Origin of the sequence: Pseudomonas grandcourensis, assembly GCF_039909015.1 — a bacterium.
Taxonomy (GTDB): Bacteria; Pseudomonadota; Gammaproteobacteria; order Pseudomonadales; family Pseudomonadaceae; genus Aquipseudomonas; species Aquipseudomonas grandcourensis.
This window is the reverse complement of the sequence record NZ_CP150919.1, coordinates 5,182,718-5,202,194: the sequence shown is the minus strand read 5'-3', so window position 1 is coordinate 5,202,194 and position 19,477 is coordinate 5,182,718. Positions and strand designations below refer to the sequence as shown.

The window sequence follows — 19,477 nt, the reverse complement described above, 5'->3', positions numbered from 1 at the left end:
CTGCCTGTGACCGGCTTGTTTATTACTCTGGAAGGCCCGGAAGGCGCCGGCAAGAGCACCAATCGCGAATACCTGGCCGAGCGCCTGCGCGCCGCCGGCATCGAGGTGGTGCTGACCCGCGAGCCTGGTGGCACGCCGCTGGCCGAGCGCATCCGTGAAGTGCTGCTGGCCCCGGTCGATGAAGTCATGAACCCGGACACCGAGTTGCTGCTGGTGTTCGCGGCGCGTGCCCAACACCTCGCCGAAGTGATTCGCCCGGCGCTGGCCCGCGGTGCGGTGGTTTTGTGTGATCGTTTTACCGATTCGACATATGCCTACCAGGGCGGCGGTCGCGGCTTGTCGCTGGAGCGCATCGCGACCCTGGAAACCTTCGTCCAGGGCGATCTGCGCCCGGACCTGACGCTGATTTTCGATCTGCCTGTCGAAGTGGGTCTGGCCCGCGCCAGCGCTCGCGGTCGTCTGGATCGCTTTGAGCTCGAAGGTCGGACCTTTTTCGATGCCGTGCGCAGTGCCTTCCTCAAGCGAGCCAAGGCGGATCCGGCGCGTTATGTGCTGGTCGATGCTGCCCAGCCGTTGGCACAGGTCCAGCAATCGCTGGATGCCTTGCTGCCGCGCCTGCTGGAGTTGAACCGTGGCTGAGGCCTACCCGTGGCAGGAAACCCTCTGGCAGCAACTGGCCGGTCGCGCCCAGCATGCACACGCCTATCTGCTGCATGGCCCGGCCGGGATCGGCAAGCGGGCACTGGCCGAGCGTTTGATGGCCAGCTTGCTATGCCAGCGCCCGAACGCGCTGGAAGCCTGCGGCGAATGCAAATCCTGCATGCTGCTCAAGGCAGGTAGTCACCCGGATAACTACATCCTGGAGCCGGAAGAAGCCGACAAGGCGATCAAGGTCGATCAGGTTCGCGACCTGGTCGGTTTCGTGGTGCAGACCGCGCAGTTGGGCGGGCGCAAGGTGGTGCTGATCGAGCCGGCCGAGTCGATGAACATCAACGCCGCCAACGCCTTGCTCAAAAGCCTTGAAGAACCGTCCGGCGATACCGTTTTGCTGCTGGTCAGCCATCAGCCGGGCCGTTTGTTGCCAACCATCAAGAGTCGCTGCGTGCAGCAGGCCTGTCCGCTGCCGGGCGAGGCCATGAGCTTGAAGTGGCTGGCCCAGGCGTTGCCGGAGTGCTCCGAAGACGAGCGTGTCGAACTGCTGACCCTGGCCGCCGGTTCGCCGTTGGCGGCGGTCAATCTCCAGGGCCAGGGCGTGCGTGAACAGCGCGCGCAAGTGGTGGAAGGGGTGAAAAAACTCCTCAAGCAACAACAGTCGCCGACGCAACTTGCCGAAGAATGGAAAAACATTCCGATGTTGCGCCTGTTCGACTGGTTCTGCGATTGGTCGAGCCTGATCCTGCGCTATCAGTTGACCCAGGACGAAGCCGGCCTGGGCCTGACCGACATGCGCAAGGTCGTGCAATACCTGGCGCAGAAAAGTGCCCAGGGCAAAGTCCTCGATATCCAGGACTGGATCCTCGCCCAGCGGCAGAAAGTCCTGAGCAAGGCCAACCTCAACCCGGCCTTGCTGCTGGAGGCATTACTGGTGCAATGGGCGTCGTTGCCTGCCCAGCGATGACTGTCTGCGCCTAAACTCTGAGTATCGGTACATCCGACCGTCCCACCCATTCGATACAAGTTGCAGCCCCTTATGCTCGTAGATTCCCATTGCCACCTTGATCGCCTCGACCTGACCGCCCACGACGGCTCCCTGGATGCTGCCCTGGAGGCTGCCAGGCAGCGCGGGGTAGGGCACTTTCTGTGTATCGGTGTCAGCGCGGACAACGCGGCCGACGTCAAGGCCCTGGCCGAGCGTTATGACGACGTCGACTGCTCGGTGGGCGTGCACCCTCTGGATGTGCAGCCGGGGGCCGCGCCGGCGCTGGACTGGCTGTTGCACGAACTCAACCACCCGCGTGTGGTGGCGATTGGCGAAACAGGCCTGGACTATCACTACGAGCCGGAAGCGGCAGAGTTGCAGCAGGAATCCTTCCGCCTGCACCTGCAGGCAGCGCAACAAACCGGCAAACCGGTGATCATCCATACCCGTGGTGCCCGCACCGATACCCTGGACTTGCTGCGTGAAGCGGCGCTGCCCCAGGCGGGCGTACTGCATTGCTTTACCGAAGACTGGGAGATGGCGAAGTCTGCGCTAGACATGGGCTATTACATTTCCCTGTCCGGTATTGTCACTTTCCGCAATGCCGACGCGTTGCGCGATGTGGCCAGCAAGGTACCAGCCGACCGATTGCTGGTGGAAACCGACTCGCCGTACCTGGCGCCGATCCCCTATCGCGGCAAGCCAAACCTGCCGCAGTACGTGCGTGAAGTTGCGGAATTTCTGGCAATGTTGCGTGGTGAGCCCTACGAGCGGTTTGCCGAGCAGACCACGGCGAATTTCAAGCGACTGTTCCCGCTGGCGCACGTAAAAGGTTAAATCGCAGGCAAAAAAAACCCGGGTTCTGGGGGGTGAATCCGGGTTAAGACCATTAGGAGTAAAACAATGGCACGCGGTCCGTTGGTACCAATATCGGCGTGACACTTGGGGGAGATGCCCCGCCGACAGTTCAAGTATTGATCAGGATTGCGCCTCGTCCAGTTTAGCGGCCCGGGTTTTTAAACAAATTTGGAATACGTGCGCTTCGGAAGAGTTCTCATCACCCGGTAAACGTACGCGGAATGACCAGAAAGCGCAGATATGGTCGGATGATCCGTGCATTTTTGCGTAAGTTAGGCATAATACGCGGCTTCGAATTTTGACCCCGACAGACCTTTTCTTATGCATAAAGAACCTCGTAAGGTCCGTGAATTCCGTCGCCGCGAGCAGGAAATTCTCGATACCGCGCTCAAGCTGTTCCTCGAACAAGGTGAAGACAGTGTCACCGTCGAGATGATTGCTGATGCCGTCGGTATCGGCAAAGGCACGATCTACAAGCACTTCAAATCCAAGGCGGAAATCTATCTGCGCCTGATGCTCGACTACGAGCGCGATTTGAACGCTCTGCTGCATTCGGCCGATGTCGACAAGGACAAGGAAGCCCTGTCCCGGGCCTACTTCGAATTCCGCATGCGCGATCCACAACGCTATCGCCTGTTCGACCGCCTCGAAGAGAAAGTGGTCAAGGGCAACCAGGTGCCGGAGATGATCGAGGAGTTGCACAAGATCCGTGCCTCGAACTTCGAACGCCTGACCCTGCTGATCAAGGGCCGGATCAGCGAAGGCAAGCTGGAAGACGTGCCACCTTACTTCCACTACTGCGCGTCCTGGGCGCTGGTGCACGGTGCCGTCGCGCTGTATCACTCGCCGTTCTGGAGCAATGTGCTGGAAGATCAGGAAGGTTTCTTCCAGTTCCTGATGGACATCGGCGTGCGCATGGGCAACAAGCGCAAGCGCGACACCGACACTTCCGGTAGCTGAGCCATTCAGTTGCCTTATTGCGCCATGATTTTGCTACTTGGCGCAGTACCGCAGGAATATACTCAGGTAGAGGACTTGCTAAAACTTGATTTCTGAGTCAAGTTTTAGCGGCCCGATATTCTTCCGCCGGAGTGATCATGATCGTTGACCGTCAAGGCAGGCGTTTTCGCAACTTGCGAATCAGTCTGACCTCAGCCTGCAATTACGCTTGTACCTACTGCGTGCCCAACGGTAAGCGGCTGGTGGCTGCGCAGGATGAATTGTCGGCCGAAGCCATGGCGCGCGGCGTGGCTTATCTGATTGAAGCGGCGGGCATCGAGCGTCTGCGCATTACCGGTGGCGAGCCGCTGGTCAGCCCGAAACTCGAAGCGTTCATGACCGCGGTCGGGCAGATGGGCCTGGAAGACATCAGCCTGACCACCAATGGCCAGTTGCTGACGAAGAAACTGCCGCTGTTGGTGAACGCCGGCATTCGGCGCCTCAACGTTTCCCTCGATACCCTCGACGCCAGTGCGTTCCGCGGCATTGCCCGGGGCGGCGACCTGGCCACCGTGCTCGACGGCATGAGCGAGGCCAGTGCAGCCGGCATGAAAATCAAGGTCAACATGGTACCGCTACGCGGCCAGAACCTCGATCAAGTGATGCCGCTGCTCGACTACTGCCTGGATCGCGGTTATGAACTGCGCTTCATCGAGCTGATGCGCATGGGCCACCTGGCCAGCGACTCCAATGCCTTTCTGCAACAGTTCGTCAGCCTCCAGCAATTGCTGAGCTTGATCGGCGAGCGCTACGAGTATCTGCAAGCCGACGCGCCCGTCGATGCGACAGCGGTGCGCTATGAAATTCCGGGGCAAGGCCATTTCGGCGTGATCGCCAACGAAAGTGTGCCTTTCTGCCGTACCTGCTCGCGCCTTCGTTTGTCGTCCACCGGGTGGCTGCACGGCTGCCTGTCATCGAGCAATCGCCATTACATCGGCGACCTGCTGGACAAACCGCGCCATCAGGCCCTGCCGGCGCTGCAGCGGCTGCTGGTGAAAGCCTTGGGGGACAAGCAGGAAGTAGCGTTCTCTGGTGGCGCTACCGTGATGAAAATCATCGGCGGCTGAACCGGCCTCATCGCGGGCAAGCCACGCTCCCACAAGGTTTTGCGTAAAACCTGGGGGAGCGTGGCTTGCCCGCGATTGCGTTTGATCAGGCAACGCGCAACTTGAGCTGGCGCGGAAGCTGCATCCTACGGCCATTCGCCGGTTTTCCGACACCGGCCTCTGGAGGATAGGATGCGTAGCCTGGTTTTGCTGCTGGCCGTTTTGGCACTTGGTGGCTGCATGAACGTCAGCGATATGGCCGAAGGGACTCGTTACCATATGAGCGATGCGGGGTTGCTCGACCACAGTGACAGCCGTCGCGTAAACAACCTGCGCATTCAACCGGACTCGTTCGTCTACATCGCCCAAGGCGCTTTCATGCCCCCAGGCAGCGACGTCTACCCGCGACCCAACGTGATCGCCGAAGTCGCGTTCGATGGCTTCGTCGAATACTTCCCTATGGTCCGCCGTGCCCGTACGCCGGAAGGCCTCGACCAGGCCATGGGCGAAGCCCGTGCCGCCGGTGCGCACTATCTGCTCTATACCCGGTTTGCCAAGTCTGACGACCGTATCGGCAACTCGGACGAGTGGCTGGACCAGGAAGCCCTGGATCGTCTCGGCATCGACAGCGGTATGATTCAGATCATGTTGATCGAGACCAGCACCCAGTATTTGATTGATACTGCAACCATCAAGAGTCGTGGCGGTTTACTGACGTTCCACGATAAAAAACCCGAAGACCTGATGGGCCCGCCGCTGGAACAATACGCGCGCAGCCTGCTGGGCCTCAGCGACCAGTAATGCCAAGGAGAACGCCATGAGTGGCCCGCAAAAAGCCAACGACCTGCTGGGGCAAATCCCCAAGACCCAAGGCTTGCCGCCGGTGCACCTGTGGAATCCGGATTTCTGCGGCGACATCGACATGCGCATCGCCCGCGACGGCACCTGGTATTACCTGGGCACGCCGATCGGGCGCAAGCCGATGGTCAAACTGTTCTCCACCATCATTCGCCGCGACGGCGATGATTATTTCCTGATCACTCCGGTGGAAAAGGTCGGCATCAAGGTCGACGATGTGCCGTTCGTGGCGATTGCGGTGGAGGTGGAAGGCGAGGGCGAGGCGCAACTGTTGCGCTTTACCACCAACGTCGATGAAACCACCGAGGCCGGTGCCGGACACCCGATGCGCGTGGTCATCGACCCGGTAACCCAAGAGCCAGCCCCTTACGTGCATGTGCGCAGCAATCTTGAAGCCTTGATCCATCGCAACGTGTTCTATCAATTGGTAGAGCTGGCGGTGAGTCGCGAGATCGACGGCCAGCGCTGGCTCGGTGTATGGAGTGGCGGCGAGTTCTTCCCCATCGGTCTGGAACCCTGACACATAACCCGGTGCTTTCTGTGTACTCGGTAAATTCAAATTGACATCCAATCGTATGATGATTAGCGTGGGCCTCCATTGCGAACGGCTTTGAGGTGTCCATGTCCAGCAGCTTTCATGCATCGACGGTTGACTGGCTGGGTTGCTGGCTCGCCACGGGGCAGGTCAAGGCGGGTGAGTCACTCAAGGTCGAAGCCGACCTCGGCGAACAACTTGGTGTAAGCCGCACGGTCATCCGTGAAGCCATCAAGACCCTGGTTGCCAAAGGCATGCTCGAGGTCGGGCCAAAAGTCGGCACGCGGGTCTTGCCGGTGCGGCGCTGGAACCTCTTCGACCCACAAGTCGTCGGCTGGTTGTCGCGCAGCGGCTTGCCGGAAAACTTCGTCGACGATCTGCTCGACCTGCGCCGCACCATCGAACCGATGGCCGTGCGCTGGGCTTGCGAGCGCGCAACCGGCGAACAGGTGAACGCGATCCTGTTGGCCTGCAACGCGCTGGAACGGGCGGTGGACAGCGGCATCGATTACAACCGTGCCGACCAGCTCTTCCACGAATGCATCCTCGCCGCCAGCCACAACCAATTCATCGAACAAATGGTTCCCGCCCTCGGCGCGTTGCTGGCGGTGGCCTTTGAAGTGTCCGCCGCCGACCCGGATGAACTGCGTCGCACCTTGCCGATTCACCGGGACCTGGCCGAGGCTATCGCGGCCCGTGATACCGCCCGGGGTGTCTGGGCCTGCATGACCCTGATCGATAACGCGGACCTGGCGATCAAACGCTACTACCCGCAAGTCATGGCCGATAAAAAGGCCAGCTGACATCGAAAATCCCCACATAAAAACAAGAACAATGCAGGAGGTTTCATGGCGTGGATTGCGGTGACCGAACATCGGGCACAACTGGGCGAAGGCCCGTTCTGGGATGCGCCCACCCAAGCCCTGTACTGGGTGGATATCGCCGGTAAACAGGCGTTGCGGTTGATCGGCGCCAACGTGCAGATCTGGCAGATGCCGGAGCACGTATCGGCGTTCATTCCCTGCGAAAGCGGCGACGCGCTGGTGACACTGAGCAGCGGGGTGTATCGCCTCGATCTCGATTCGCCCGGCCTGGAACCGCGCCTGACATTGTTTTGCGTTGCCGATCCGCAGCCGGGCAACCGCCCCAACGAAGCCCGCTGCGACGCCCAGGGCCGACTCTGGCTCGGCACCATGCAAAACAACCTCGGAGAACACGGAGAAGACCTGCCCATCGTCTGCCGTTCCGGTGGACTGTTTCGCATCGAACGCGCAGGGCGGGTTGTGCCGTTGCTTCGCAATCTGGGCATTCCCAACACACTGCTGTGGAGCGATGACGCCACCACCGTGTATTTCGGCGACAGCCTCGACGGCACCTTGTATCGACATTTCATCCGTACCGACGGAGCCCTCGATGCGCCGCAAGTCTTGTTTGGTCCGCACGGGCGTGGCTGCCCGGACGGTTCGGCGATGGATACCGAAGGTTTTATCTGGAATGCCCGTTGGGACGGTAGCTGTCTGCTCAGATTGAGCCCGGACGGCAACATCGATCGGATCATCGAGCTGCCGGTCAGTCGACCCACCAGTTGCGTGTTCGGCGGTACAGACCTGAAAACCCTGTACATCACCAGCGCAGCGAGTCCGTTGGGCCATACGTTGGATGGGGCGGTGTTGTCGATTGCAGTGGATGTGCGTGGAAAGCATTGCGCGCGTTTCGCTGGATAAATCCCATAATATGGGATGTAAATATATATATTGAGATTTGTCGCGAGCCGGGTTTATAGTCGGCCTCACGAGTTACATGCACTCACACTTAAAAAAACAAAACAGGTGAAGTGATGCAGCGAAGTTCCCCCGTGCTCCCTTGCGGAGCCTGTGCCTCAGAACGTTTCCGAGCTGAAACGTTTTCGCACTCACCTGCTTCCTACCCAGCGCCTTTTGACCGGACATCGACAGATGCCCGGTTTTCGTCGTGTCTTCGAACAGGAGTCTTGATCCATGGCTGAACCACTGTCATTGCCACCGGTGCCCGAACCGCCCAAGGGTGAACGCCTGAAAAACAAGGTCGTATTGCTGACCGGTGCCGCCCAGGGGATTGGCGAAGCGATTGTGGCGACCTTCGCGTCCCAGCAGGCCAGGCTGATCATCAGCGACATTCAGGCCGAGAAAGTCGAGAAGGTCGCGGCGCACTGGCGGGACCAGGGCGCCGATGTGGTGGCGATCAAGGCCGACGTGTCGCGTCAGCAGGATCTGCACGCCATGGCCCGATTGGCGATCGACCTGCATGGCCGGATCGATGTGCTGGTCAATTGCGCCGGGGTCAACGTGTTTCGTGATCCGCTGGAAATGACCGAGGAAGACTGGCGTCGCTGCTTTGCCATCGACCTGGATGGCGCCTGGTACGGCTGCAAGGCGGTGCTGCCGCAGATGATCGAGCAGGGTATCGGCAGCATCATCAACATTGCTTCGACCCATTCCTCCCACATCATTCCGGGTTGCTTCCCGTACCCGGTTGCCAAGCATGGCCTGCTGGGTCTGACCCGCGCGCTGGGTATCGAATATGCGTCCAAGGGTATCCGCGTCAATGCCATCGCGCCGGGCTATATCGAAACCCAGATCAACATCGATTACTGGAACGGTTTCGCCGACCCCCACGCCGAACGCCAGCGTGCGTTTGACCTGCACCCGCCGCGCCGCATCGGGCAACCGATCGAAGTGGCAATGACCGCCGTGTTCCTGGCCAGCGATGAAGCGCCGTTCATCAATGCCTCGTGCATCACTATCGATGGCGGGCGCTCGGTGATGTACCACGACTGAGTGATCGGGCTTTCAGGCGCACTACTACGTCTGAAATCCAATCATCATACGATATGACTATTGGCAGTACGGTTTTACCGCCCATTGATTAACAAAAAAACACTTTCAAAGAACGCTCAAGAACAATAACAAGGAGTCAGCTTATGAATCGTCGTCATGCAATCCGTTCCCTCTGCTGTGCCGCATTGGCGGTTTCGGCGGTCAGCCTGAGCAGCACGCTGCTGGCGGCCGAGGAAGTGAAAATCGGTTTTCTGGTCAAGCAAGCGGAAGAGCCCTGGTTCCAGACCGAGTGGGCGTTTGCCGAAAAGGCCGGGAAAGAGAAGGGCTTCACCCTGATCAAGATCGCCGTGCCGGATGGTGAGAAAACCCTTTCCGCCATCGACAGCCTCGCGGCCAACGGCGCCAAGGGCTTCGTGATCTGCCCGCCGGATGTGTCACTCGGCCCGGCGATCATGGCCAAGGCCAAGCTCAACGGGTTGAAAGTAATCGCCGTCGATGACCGCTTTGTCGATGCTGGCGGCAAGTTCATGGAAGACGTGCCGTACCTTGGCATGGCCGCTTTCGAAGTCGGCCAGAAACAAGGCCATGCCATGGCGACCGAAGCGAAGAAACGCGGCTGGGACTGGAAAGACACCTATGCGGTGATCAACACCTACAACGAACTCGACACCGGCAAGAAGCGCACCGACGGTTCGGTGAAAGCGCTGGAAGATGCCGGCATGCCGAAAGACCACATCCTGTTCGCAGCCCTCAAGACCCTCGATGTGCCGGGTAGCATGGACGCCACCAATTCGGCCCTGGTGAAACTGCCGGCTGCGGCGAAGAACCTGATCATCGGCGGCATGAACGACAACACCGTGCTGGGTGGTGTGCGCGCTACCGAGAGCGCCGGTTTCGCCGCGGCCAACGTGATCGGCATCGGCATCAACGGTACCGACGCCATCGGCGAGCTGAAGAAACCCGACAGCGGTTTCTACGGCTCGATGCTGCCGAGCCCGCACATCGAGGGCTACAACACCGCCAGCATGATGTACGAGTGGGTCACCACCGGCAAAGAACCGGCGAAGTACACCGCCATGGATGACGTGACGCTGATCACCCGCGACAACTTCAAGCAGGAGCTGGAAAAGATCGGCCTGTGGAACTGACAGCCGTTTGATTTCAGCGGCGGCCCCGGCGGCGGGGCTGCCTGATCGGTGTGAAGAGGTGGTTATGCACGCGCAAACAATCCAACACGAACACAGCCTTACCGGCAGCTTGCGCTTCAACGGGATCGGCAAGACCTTTCCCGGGGTGAAGGCGCTGGACAACATCAGCTTCGTCGCCCATCCGGGGCAGGTTCATGCCTTGATGGGCGAGAACGGCGCCGGCAAGTCGACACTGCTGAAAATCCTCGGCGGGGCCTACACGCCTTGCAGCGGTGCCTTGCAGATCGGCGAGCGGACGATGGACTTCAAGTCCACCGCCGACAGCATCGGCAGTGGCGTCGCGGTGATCCACCAGGAGCTGCATCTGGTGCCGGAAATGACCGTGGCCGAGAACCTGTTTCTCGGGCATCTGCCAGCCAGTTTCGGCCTGATCAATCGCAGCACCTTGCGCCAGCAGGCACTGGCCTGTCTCAAGGGCCTGGCCGATGAAATCGACCCGCAGGAGAAAGTCGGGCGCCTGTCCCTCGGCCAGCGGCAACTGGTGGAAATCGCCAAGGCGTTGTCCCGTGGCGCCCACGTGATTGCCTTCGACGAACCCACCAGCAGCCTTTCGGCAAGGGAGATCGACCGCTTGATGGCGATCATCGGCCGGCTGCGGGACGAGGGCAAAGTGGTGCTCTACGTGTCCCACCGGATGGAAGAAGTGTTCCGGATCTGCAGCGCGGTGACGGTGTTCAAGGACGGGCGTTACGTACGCACCTTCGACGACATGAGCCAGCTGACCCACGATCAATTGGTCACCTGCATGGTCGGGCGCGACATCCAGGACATCTACGATTACCGCCCGCGCCAGCGCGGCGCGGTGGCACTCAAGGTCGACGGTCTGCTCGGGCCGGGGTTGCGCGAGTCGGTGAGTTTCGAGGTGCACAAAGGCGAAATCCTCGGGCTGTTCGGGCTGGTTGGTGCCGGTCGCACCGAGCTGTTGCGCCTGCTCAGCGGCCTGGCACGCAACAGCGCCGGACAACTGAAACTTCGTGGCCATGAACTGAAGCTGCGTTCACCCCGTGACGCGATTGCCGCCGGGATCCTGTTGTGTCCCGAGGACCGCAAGAAGGAAGGCATCCTGCCGCTGGCCAGCGTCGCCGAGAACATCAACATCAGTGCGCGCGGCGCCCACTCCACCTTCGGTTGCCTGTTGCGCGGCCTGTGGGAGAAGGACAACGCCGAGCAGCAGATCAAGGCGCTGAAAGTGAAGACGCCCAACGCGGCGCAGAAAATCATGTACCTGTCCGGTGGCAATCAGCAGAAGGCCATTCTCGGCCGCTGGCTGTCGATGCCGATGAAAGTGCTGCTGCTCGACGAGCCCACCCGTGGCATCGACATCGGTGCCAAGGCCGAGATCTACCAGATCATCCATAACCTGGCCGCCGAGGGGATCGCGGTGATTGTGGTGTCCAGCGACCTGATGGAAGTCATGGGCATTTCCGACCGCATCCTGGTGCTGTGCGAAGGCGCCCTGCGTGGCGAGCTGAGCCGCGAACAGGCCAACGAATCCAACCTGCTGCAACTGGCTTTGCCGCGCCAACGCGCCGACGGCGTGGCGAACTGAGAGGTGACTATGATGACAACCCAAAACAACACCCTGCCCACCACACGCAAACCGCTGGACCTGCGGCGCTTCCTCGATGACTGGGTGATGCTGCTGGCGGCGGTCGGCATCTTTGTCGCCTGCACCTTGCTGATCGACAACTTCCTGTCACCGCTGAACATGCGTGGCCTGGGCCTGGCGATTTCCACCACAGGGATTGCTGCGTGCACCATGTTGTATTGCCTGGCGTCCGGGCATTTCGACTTGTCGGTGGGCTCGGTGATTGCCTGTGCCGGGGTGGTTGCGGCAGTGGTGATGCGCGACACCAACAGTGTGTTCCTCGGTGTCTGTGCGGCGCTGGTGATGGGCCTGATCGTCGGTCTGATCAACGGCATCGTCATCGCCAAACTGCGGGTCAACGCGCTGATCACCACGCTGGCGACCATGCAGATCGTGCGCGGCCTGGCCTACATCTTCGCCAACGGCAAGGCGGTGGGGGTGTCCCAGGAATCGTTCTTTGTGTTCGGCAACGGCCAGCTGTTTGGCGTGCCGGTGCCGATCCTGATCACCATCGTCTGCTTCCTGTTCTTCGGCTGGCTGCTGAACTACACCACCTACGGGCGTAACACCATGGCCATTGGCGGCAACCAGGAAGCGGCGTTGCTGGCCGGTGTGAATGTCGACCGGACCAAGACCATCATCTTCGCGGTGCACGGTGTGATTGGTGCGTTGGCGGGGGTGATCCTGGCTTCGCGCATGACCTCGGGGCAGCCAATGATTGGCCAGGGTTTCGAGCTGACGGTGATCTCGGCCTGCGTGCTGGGCGGGGTGTCGTTGAGTGGCGGGATCGGCATGATCCGGCACGTGATCGCCGGGGTGTTGATTCTGGCAATCATCGAGAATGCGATGAACCTGAAGAACATCGATACGTTTTATCAGTATGTGATTCGGGGTTCGATTTTGTTGTTGGCGGTGGTCATTGACCGACTGAAACAGCGCTGACACCCATTACACCTGTGGGAGCGAGCTTGCTCGCGATGGCGGAGTATCAGCCAGCATTTATGTTGGATGTGTCGGCCTCATCGCGAGCAAGCTCGCTCCCACAGGGTTCTGCGTTCACACGTCGAATTATGGTCTGGCACAGATCCTGTGGGAGCGGGCTTGCCCGCGAAGAGGCCCTTAAACTCAACACATGATCCGGCCGCTACTATTGACTGTCATCGTCGTCATCACCCGAGCTGCCGCTAGTGGTCGAGCCGAGTCCGCCGCTGCTGGGTGTTTTGCTGCCTGGCAAATTCATAACACCCTGACGTCCCGCGTCATTGCCTTGAACCCGCGGGTCGGTGCCGGTGGAGGGCGGCAGGTTGTGGTCGATCGTGGTGCCATCGGTATTCATGCCGGGGGCACTCTGGATGGCGGGGGCCTTGGGTTTTTCCACCGGATTGGTCGGGCCGGTGCTCGAGCCGATGGTCCCGGCGAAGGCGGCTGCGGACAAAAGCGCAGTGAGAGCGAGGGCGATCAGCCTGGACAGGGTCATGGCGGTGTCTCCAACGAGTAGAGTCCTTACCTGATTAGTACGCCCTCGATCCAGATGGGTGCATTGTTGGCGACGAACGGCTCAGGCTTGCTCCAGCGCCCTGACCGCTGTCGCCCTACGCCAGATCAACCGGCCCACGGTGATCAGCCAGTTGAGCGCAGCAACCGCCAACACCGTGAGCAACAGCGTGGGCATGCCTTGCTCGACGATGATTTTCCCGGCCAGCAATGGAAAGCCGAACACGCCGATGAAGTACGACAGGCTGAACAACAGCAAGGATTGCGCGGTGGTGCCGTTCGGCGCTTCATTGGCGGCCAGGCCGTTTATCACCGAGTAGGTCAGGCCGTAACCGATCCCGAGCATCACCGCTGCGAGCACGTAGCTCAAACTGCTGTCGACGACAAAACCGAACATCACGATCGATGCCAGCATCAACCCCGAAAGTACGCACGACGCACGGAACGGATCGCGCTTGACCACGAAACCGGCAACCAGCATGCGGCCGCTGATCGCAGCGCTCATGAAGCCGAGGAAGAACAGCGAATAGTCGAGTGAGCGTGCCGCCGCATAACTGGTTTGAAAGCTCGACAGACCACCGAACACGCAGCCGCCAAGGCCAACCATGATGATCGGAAACACGGCCCTGGACGACAGCACCTGACCCGCTGCACGCCAGGAAATCCGCGACACACTGCCAGATTGCGCGTGCTCCTGTTTCAATTGTCGATCCAGGCGCCAGAACAGCAATACGCCGATCAGGCTGGCCAGCGCCGCCAGGTAAAACGCCGCCGTCGCCGGATAACCGAGCGCACTCGCCGCGCGGCCGAGCAACGGGCCACTGCCGATCCCGGTCATCATGCTGCCCGACAGCAGGGCGAAGTATTTGGCGCGCTGTGCGGGTGTCACAAGACTCGCCACGATGATCGGCCCGAGGGTGTAGAACACGCCCCAGCCCAGGCCCAGCAGCAGCCCGAAAAACAACAGCAGTTGACCGAAGCCCGGGGTCAGGGCGAAGCCCAGGCTAGCCGCTACCAGCAACACACCGAACAGCGCCACCGAACGGGCGGCACCGAACAGGTCGGACAAATGACCGGAAACAATCACCGCCGCAAAGGTGCTGAGCATCGCCGCCGAAATCACACTTCCGGCGTCGTGTTCGTTACCGCCGCGCGAACCGATCAGCAATGAGAGCAAAAAGGTCGAACCGTAGGACAACGACAACAGGTAACTGGCGAGGCAGAACAGGCCGAACAACTTGCTTGAAACTGGAGGTGTTGCGGTAGACATGACGCGGTTCCTTTGCCGGCTGAATGAGCAGCGCCGCTATCTAACCACGCAGTGCCCAAATGTTAGGTCCGAGGTTATCGATTCCAGGGTTAGTGTTGGCCGGAGTAATGCATTTGCACTGTCGCGGTGATTCAGCTTTTGTGGCGAGGGAGCCCCTCGCCACAAGTACCGCGCCGACTTAGTATGGCGTTTTCCACTTTTGACAAGGCACGTCCATGACGATCGAAATCCGCCCGGCGACCCCCAGTGACGCACCGCAAATCCTCGCGTTCATCACTGAACTGGCCGACTACGAACGTGCCCGCCATGAAGTCATCGCCAGCGTTGCCGATATCGAGCGCAGCCTGTTCAGCGAAGGTGCCACCGCCCATGGCCTGATCTGCCTGCGCGACGGTGCACCCATCGGTTTCGCGGTGTTCTTCTTCAGCTATTCCACCTGGCTTGGCAGCAACTGCCTGTACCTGGAAGACCTCTACATCACCCCGGAACAACGCGGCGGCGGTGCGGGCAAGACCCTGCTGCGGCATCTGGCGAAAATCGCCTGCGCCAACGACTGCGGCCGTTTCGAGTGGAGCGTGCTGGAGTGGAATACGCCCGCCATCGATTTCTACAAATCCCTGGGGGCGCAACCGCAGGAGGAGTGGGTGCGCTATCGGATGGATGGGGCGGTGTTGCGGGATTTCGCAGCAGGTAACTGATCACTTTTAAAAGATCGCAGCCTTCGCGCTGCGATTTTTTTGTCGTGTCTCACAATATGGGATTGATATTTATATATTGAGATTTATCCCTGCGCAGGTTTATAGTCCCGCTCACTCACTGCCAAAAACCAAAACAGGTGAAGCGATGCAGGCGCAATTGATCGCGCTCGACTGGGGGACAACCTCATTACGTGCTTACAAACTGACTGAAGGCGGCCAAGTGCTCGAGCAGCGTTCGCTGTCGTCGGGGATCATGCAGCTGCCGAAAGCGCCACGAATCATTGGCGGCCGGGAATGCGCCGATGGTTTCGAACTGGCCTTCGACGAGGCTTGCGGCGACTGGCTCGATGCCCAGCCGGATTTGCCGGTGATTGCCTGCGGCATGGTCGGCAGCGCCCAGGGCTGGAGCGAAGCGGCCTACCGCGACACCCCGGCGAACGTCGCCACCCTCGGTACTTCCTTGCAAACCGTGCGCAGCCTGCGCGGCGTCGATGTGCACATCGTGCCCGGCGTCATCGAGCGTTCGCCTTTGCCGAACGTGATGCGCGGTGAAGAAACCCAGGTGCTCGGCGTGCTGCAAAATCTGACGAGCGAGGCGGGTGCTGATCTGCTGATCGGCCTGCCGGGCAGCCATTCGAAATGGGTGGAAGTGGCCGACGGCTGCATCGTGCACTTCGACACTTTCATGACCGGCGAAGTCTTCGCTGTGCTCAGTCAACACAGCATTCTCGGACGTACCCAGCAATGTGGCGGGTCTTTCGAAGGCGATGCGTTTGATCGCGGCGTGCGGGTCGCGTTGTCGGCGGACGGTGAAATCGGTCCGCTGTCGACCATGTTCAGTGCCCGCAGTCTCGGGCTGACCGGTGAACTGAGCGCTGCGGCGCAAGCGGACTATCTGTCCGGCCTGCTGATCGGCCACGAGTTGACGGCCTTGGCCAATGTCCAGCGGCGCCGACGCAACAGCGTGCACCTGCCTTCGATCATCCTCATCGGCAACACCCAACTCTGTGCCCGCTACAGCCGTGCGCTCGACGCCTGCGGTTTTGCCCGGGTGACCCTGGCCGAACAGGCCACCGAACGCGGATTGTGGCAACTGGCGCTGGCTGCCGGCCTGGTCACGTGCACCGCATCCCGTTAAACCTGACTGGAGTCCTGACATGCTCAAACAAGCCCTGGCGCAAAACGGCCTGATCGCGATCCTGCGTGGCCTGCGCCCGCAGGAAGCGGCGGCCATCGGCGAAGTCCTGTACGCCGCCGGATTTCGCGTCATCGAAGTGCCGCTCAATTCCCCTGAGCCGTACGAAAGTATCCGCATCCTGCGCAGTACCTTGCCCGCCGATTGCCTGATCGGTGCCGGCACGGTGTTGACCCCGGAGCAGGTCGAACAGGTAAAAGCGGCGGGCGGCCAAGTGATCGTCATGCCCCATAGCGATCCGAAAGTCCTGCGTGCAGCGAAAGCAGCCGGGCTTTACCTGTCGCCGGGTGTCGCCACACCGACCGAAGCCTTCGCAGCGTTGGCCGAAGGCGCGGATGTGCTGAAGCTGTTCCCGGCCGAGCAGATGAGCCCGGCGGTCGTCAAAGCCTGGCTCGCCGTATTGCCTGCCGGAACTATTCTGGCGCCGGTCGGCGGGATCACGCCGGACAACATGCAGTCGTTCATCGACGCCGGCGTCAAGGGTTTCGGCCTCGGTTCAGGCCTGTTCAAACCGGGCATGACGCCTGCGCAAGTGGCGGCCAATGCCAAGGCCTACGTCGCTGCCTGGAAAGCCCTTCGCTAAGACTTCATTGAGCGCCGAGCGCGCTGCATCTAATAAGAGAGCTAAAAGATGAAAATCACCAAACTGACCACCTTCATCGTTCCGCCGCGCTGGTGTTTCCTCAAGGTCGAAACCGACGAGGGTGTCACCGGTTGGGGTGAGCCCGTGGTCGAAGGCCGCGCCCACACCGTTGCCGCTGCCGTTGAAGAATTGTCCGACTACCTGATCGGCAAAGACCCGCGCAACATCGAAGACATCTGGACCGTGCTCTATCGCGGCGGTTTCTACCGTGGCGGCGCGATCCACATGAGCGCCCTGGCCGGTATCGACCAGGCCTTGTGGGACATCAAGGGCAAGGCGCTGGGCGTGTCGGTCAGCGACCTGTTGGGTGGCCAGGTGCGGGACAAGATTCGCGTGTATTCGTGGATCGGCGGCGACCGTCCGGCGGACACCGCGCGGGCGGCGAAAGAAGCGGTCGAGCGTGGTTTCACCGCGGTGAAAATGAATGGCACCGAAGAACTGCAATTCCTCGACACGTTCGACAAGGTCGACCAGGCCCTGGCCAACGTCGCTGCCGTGCGCGATGCCGTCGGCCCGAACGTTGGCATAGGCGTCGACTTCCATGGCCGGGTGCACAAGCCCATGGCCAAGGTGCTGATGAAGGAACTTGATCCGTACAAGCTGATGTTCATCGAAGAGCCGGTGCTCAGCGAAAACTATGAAGCGCTGAAAGAGCTGGCGCCACTGACCAGTACGCCGATTGCCCTGGGCGAACGGCTGTTCTCGCGCTGGGATTTCAAGCGCGTGCTCAGTGAAGGTTATGTCGACATCATCCAGCCGGATGCGTCCCACGCCGGTGGCATCACCGAAACCCGCAAGATCGCCAACATGGCCGAAGCCTACGACGTGGCGCTGGCGCTGCATTGCCCGTTGGGCCCGATTGCCCTGGCGGCGTGCCTGCAACTGGACGCGGTTTGCTACAACGCGTTCATCCAGGAGCAGAGCCTGGGCATCCATTACAACGAGAGCAACGACTTGCTCGATTACGTGAAAGACCCACGGGTGTTCGACTACGACAAAGGCTTCGTGAAGATCCCCAACGGCCCGGGTCTGGGCATCGAGATCAATGAGGAATACGTGATCGAACGCGCGGCCATCGGCCACCGCTGGCGCAACCCGATCTGGCGCCATGCCGATGGCAGTTTTGCCGAGTGGTGAGTGATCTCTGATCCACCACAAATCCCCTGTAGGAGCGAGCCTGCTCGCGAAGGTGTGTCAGTCGACATCAATGCTGCATGACATACCGCTATCGCGAGCAGGCTCACTCCTACAAGGGGTCTGCGTCAGTCTTTAGAACGACCTCAATAAACATAAAAAGAGGCACCCCCCATGCATCCGCAAACCCTCACCGGGCAGGCGTCGTTGGTGACGCCCAGCCGCAAGCGTTTTTTCATCATGGTGCTGTTGTTCATCACCGTGGTGATCAACTACCTGGACCGCAGCAACCTGTCGATTGCCGCGCCGGCATTGACCAGCGACCTGGGCATCGACCCGATCCACGTCGGCCTGATTTTCTCCGCGTTCGGCTGGACCTACGCTGCCATGCAAATCCCCGGCGGCTGGCTGGTGGATCGCGTACCGCCACGGATTCTGTACAGCGTCGCCTTGCTGCTGTGGTCGGTGGCCACGGTGATGCTCGGCTTCGCCGCCAGCTTCATCGCGCTGTTCGTGTTGCGCATGGCGGTCGGTGCCCTGGAAGCGCCGGCGTACCCGATCAACAGCCGCGTGGTCACCACCTGGTTCCCCGAGCGCGAGCGCGCCACGGCCATCGGTTTCTACACCTCCGGGCAGTTCGTCGGCCTGGCTTTCCTGACGCCGGTACTGGCCTGGCTGCAGCATGAATTCGGCTGGCACATGGTGTTCGTCGCTACGGGTTCGGTGGGCATTCTGTGGGCGGTGATCTGGTACGCGGTGTATCGCGAACCGCGGGATTTCAAAGGCGCCAATGACGCAGAGATTGATCTGATTCGCGAGGGCGGCGGGCTGGTGGATATCCAGGCCGAACAGGCCAAGGTCAAAGCCAAATTCAGCTGGACCGACCTGGGAATCGTCCTGACCAAACGCAAGCTCTGGGGCATCTACCTCGGACAGTTCTGCCTCAACTCGACCCTGTGGTTTTTCCTGACCTGGTTCCCGACCTACCTGGTGAAGTACCGCGGCATGGACTTCATCAAGTCCGGGCTGTTGGCATCGCTGCCGTTTCTCGCCGCGTTTATCGGTGTGCTGTGTTCCGGTTTCTTCTCGGACTTTTTGATCCGTCGCGGTTACACGGTAGGTTTCGCCCGCAAGTTGCCGATCATCAGCGGCCTGCTGATTTCCACCTCGATCATCGGCGCCAACTTCGTCGAGTCGACGCCGTTGGTGATTGCCTTCCTCGCGCTGGCATTCTTCGGCAATGGCCTGGCTTCGATCACCTGGTCGCTGGTGTCGACCTTGGCTCCGGCGCGCTTGCTCGGGCTGACCGGCGGGGTGTTCAATTTCATCGGCAACCTGTCGGCGATTGCCACACCTATCGTGATCGGCTTCCTCGCCACGGGTGATTCATTTGCCCCGGCAATCACCTACATCTCGGTGCTGGCGTTGATTGGCGCACTGTCCTACATCTTGCTGGTGGGCAAGGTCGAGCGTATCAAGTTGTAGTCGTGGCATTC

20 protein-coding genes are annotated in these 19,477 nt (G+C 60.6%); 18 read left to right on the top strand and 2 right to left on the bottom strand.

Annotated elements, in window-relative coordinates:
- The first annotated feature begins 6 nt into the window (after window positions 1-6).
- The 13 genes from tmk (at window position 7) to araH (ending at window position 12,489) form a co-directional block, all read left to right on the top strand.
- The gene (tmk, locus tag AABM52_RS23190) at window positions 7-639 is read left to right on the top strand and encodes a dTMP kinase (RefSeq protein ID WP_347908246.1); all 633 of its coding nucleotides are present in this window, start codon (window positions 7-9) and stop codon (window positions 637-639) included.
- Window positions 632-1,618 carry a DNA polymerase III subunit delta' gene (locus AABM52_RS23185; protein ID WP_347908244.1) on the top strand — a complete coding sequence of 329 codons (987 nt, stop codon included), beginning with the start codon at window positions 632-634 and terminating at the stop codon, window positions 1,616-1,618. The genes tmk and AABM52_RS23185 overlap by 8 nt, the downstream gene beginning before the upstream one ends.
- Window positions 1,619-1,690: 72 nt before the next feature.
- Window positions 1,691-2,476 carry a TatD family hydrolase gene (locus tag AABM52_RS23180; RefSeq protein ID WP_347908242.1) on the top strand — a complete coding sequence of 262 codons (786 nt, stop codon included), beginning with the start codon at window positions 1,691-1,693 and terminating at the stop codon, window positions 2,474-2,476.
- 342 nt (window positions 2,477-2,818) lie between these two features.
- Window positions 2,819-3,457, top strand: coding sequence for a TetR/AcrR family transcriptional regulator (locus AABM52_RS23175; RefSeq protein ID WP_007977040.1), 639 nt, complete (start codon window positions 2,819-2,821; stop codon window positions 3,455-3,457).
- A 137-nt stretch (window positions 3,458-3,594) separates the two neighbouring features.
- Complete coding sequence (locus AABM52_RS23170; RefSeq protein WP_347908240.1) at window positions 3,595-4,563, top strand: radical SAM protein; 969 nt, start codon at window positions 3,595-3,597, stop codon at window positions 4,561-4,563.
- Window positions 4,564-4,734: 171 nt separating this feature from the next.
- Window positions 4,735-5,343 (top strand): DUF4823 domain-containing protein, encoded by a 609-nt coding sequence (locus AABM52_RS23165; protein WP_223545539.1) that lies wholly within the window; start codon window positions 4,735-4,737, stop codon window positions 5,341-5,343.
- A gap of 16 nt (window positions 5,344-5,359) precedes the next feature.
- Entirely contained in the window at window positions 5,360-5,920 is a 561-nt protein-coding gene (locus AABM52_RS23160) for a DUF1285 domain-containing protein (RefSeq protein WP_347908238.1), read from the top strand.
- Between the two features lie 101 nt (window positions 5,921-6,021).
- Entirely contained in the window at window positions 6,022-6,738 is a 717-nt protein-coding gene (locus tag AABM52_RS23155; RefSeq protein ID WP_347908236.1) for a FadR/GntR family transcriptional regulator, read from the top strand.
- A 45-nt stretch (window positions 6,739-6,783) separates the two neighbouring features.
- On the top strand, window positions 6,784-7,659 hold the full coding sequence (locus AABM52_RS23150; protein WP_347908234.1) for an SMP-30/gluconolactonase/LRE family protein: 876 nt from the start codon (window positions 6,784-6,786) through the stop codon (window positions 7,657-7,659).
- A gap of 273 nt (window positions 7,660-7,932) precedes the next feature.
- Window positions 7,933-8,751 carry an SDR family oxidoreductase gene (locus tag AABM52_RS23145; RefSeq protein WP_095944005.1) on the top strand — a complete coding sequence of 273 codons (819 nt, stop codon included), beginning with the start codon at window positions 7,933-7,935 and terminating at the stop codon, window positions 8,749-8,751.
- Window positions 8,752-8,894: 143 nt separating this feature from the next.
- Window positions 8,895-9,899: a substrate-binding domain-containing protein gene (locus tag AABM52_RS23140; protein WP_347908232.1), complete on the top strand. Its 1,005-nt coding sequence runs from the start codon at window positions 8,895-8,897 to the stop codon at window positions 9,897-9,899.
- Between the two features lie 64 nt (window positions 9,900-9,963).
- Window positions 9,964-11,508: an L-arabinose ABC transporter ATP-binding protein AraG gene (gene araG / locus AABM52_RS23135; protein WP_347908230.1), complete on the top strand. Its 1,545-nt coding sequence runs from the start codon at window positions 9,964-9,966 to the stop codon at window positions 11,506-11,508.
- 12 nt (window positions 11,509-11,520) lie between these two features.
- Window positions 11,521-12,489 (top strand): L-arabinose ABC transporter permease AraH, encoded by a 969-nt coding sequence (gene araH, locus AABM52_RS23130; RefSeq protein WP_347908228.1) that lies wholly within the window; start codon window positions 11,521-11,523, stop codon window positions 12,487-12,489.
- 205 nt (window positions 12,490-12,694) lie between these two features.
- Here the strand turns inward: araH and AABM52_RS23125 are convergent, their stop codons facing one another.
- Together AABM52_RS23125 and AABM52_RS23120 are read right to left on the bottom strand one after the other, a co-directional pair.
- The gene (locus tag AABM52_RS23125; RefSeq protein WP_347908226.1) at window positions 12,695-13,024 is read right to left on the bottom strand and encodes a hypothetical protein; all 330 of its coding nucleotides are present in this window, start codon (window positions 13,022-13,024) and stop codon (window positions 12,695-12,697) included.
- Window positions 13,025-13,105: 81 nt separating this feature from the next.
- The gene (locus AABM52_RS23120; RefSeq protein WP_347908224.1) at window positions 13,106-14,311 is read right to left on the bottom strand and encodes an MFS transporter; all 1,206 of its coding nucleotides are present in this window, start codon (window positions 14,309-14,311) and stop codon (window positions 13,106-13,108) included.
- Window positions 14,312-14,526: 215 nt separating this feature from the next.
- On the opposite strand from AABM52_RS23120, the gene AABM52_RS23115 reads away from it, so the two are divergent.
- The 5 genes from AABM52_RS23115 to AABM52_RS23095 all read left to right on the top strand — a co-directional run bounded on the left by AABM52_RS23115 (window position 14,527) and on the right by AABM52_RS23095 (window position 19,466).
- Window positions 14,527-15,009: a GNAT family N-acetyltransferase gene (locus AABM52_RS23115; protein ID WP_008047047.1), complete on the top strand. Its 483-nt coding sequence runs from the start codon at window positions 14,527-14,529 to the stop codon at window positions 15,007-15,009.
- Window positions 15,010-15,154: 145 nt separating this feature from the next.
- Window positions 15,155-16,147: a 2-dehydro-3-deoxygalactonokinase gene (locus tag AABM52_RS23110; RefSeq protein WP_347908222.1), complete on the top strand. Its 993-nt coding sequence runs from the start codon at window positions 15,155-15,157 to the stop codon at window positions 16,145-16,147.
- A 19-nt stretch (window positions 16,148-16,166) separates the two neighbouring features.
- Complete coding sequence (locus AABM52_RS23105) at window positions 16,167-16,787, top strand: 2-dehydro-3-deoxy-6-phosphogalactonate aldolase (protein ID WP_347908220.1); 621 nt, start codon at window positions 16,167-16,169, stop codon at window positions 16,785-16,787.
- A 48-nt stretch (window positions 16,788-16,835) separates the two neighbouring features.
- Window positions 16,836-17,984, top strand: a complete 1,149-nt coding sequence (gene dgoD, locus AABM52_RS23100; protein ID WP_102671668.1) for a galactonate dehydratase — start codon at window positions 16,836-16,838, stop codon at window positions 17,982-17,984.
- Between the two features lie 171 nt (window positions 17,985-18,155).
- Complete coding sequence (locus tag AABM52_RS23095) at window positions 18,156-19,466, top strand: MFS transporter (protein WP_347908217.1); 1,311 nt, start codon at window positions 18,156-18,158, stop codon at window positions 19,464-19,466.
- Window positions 19,467-19,477: the final 11 nt, after the last annotated feature.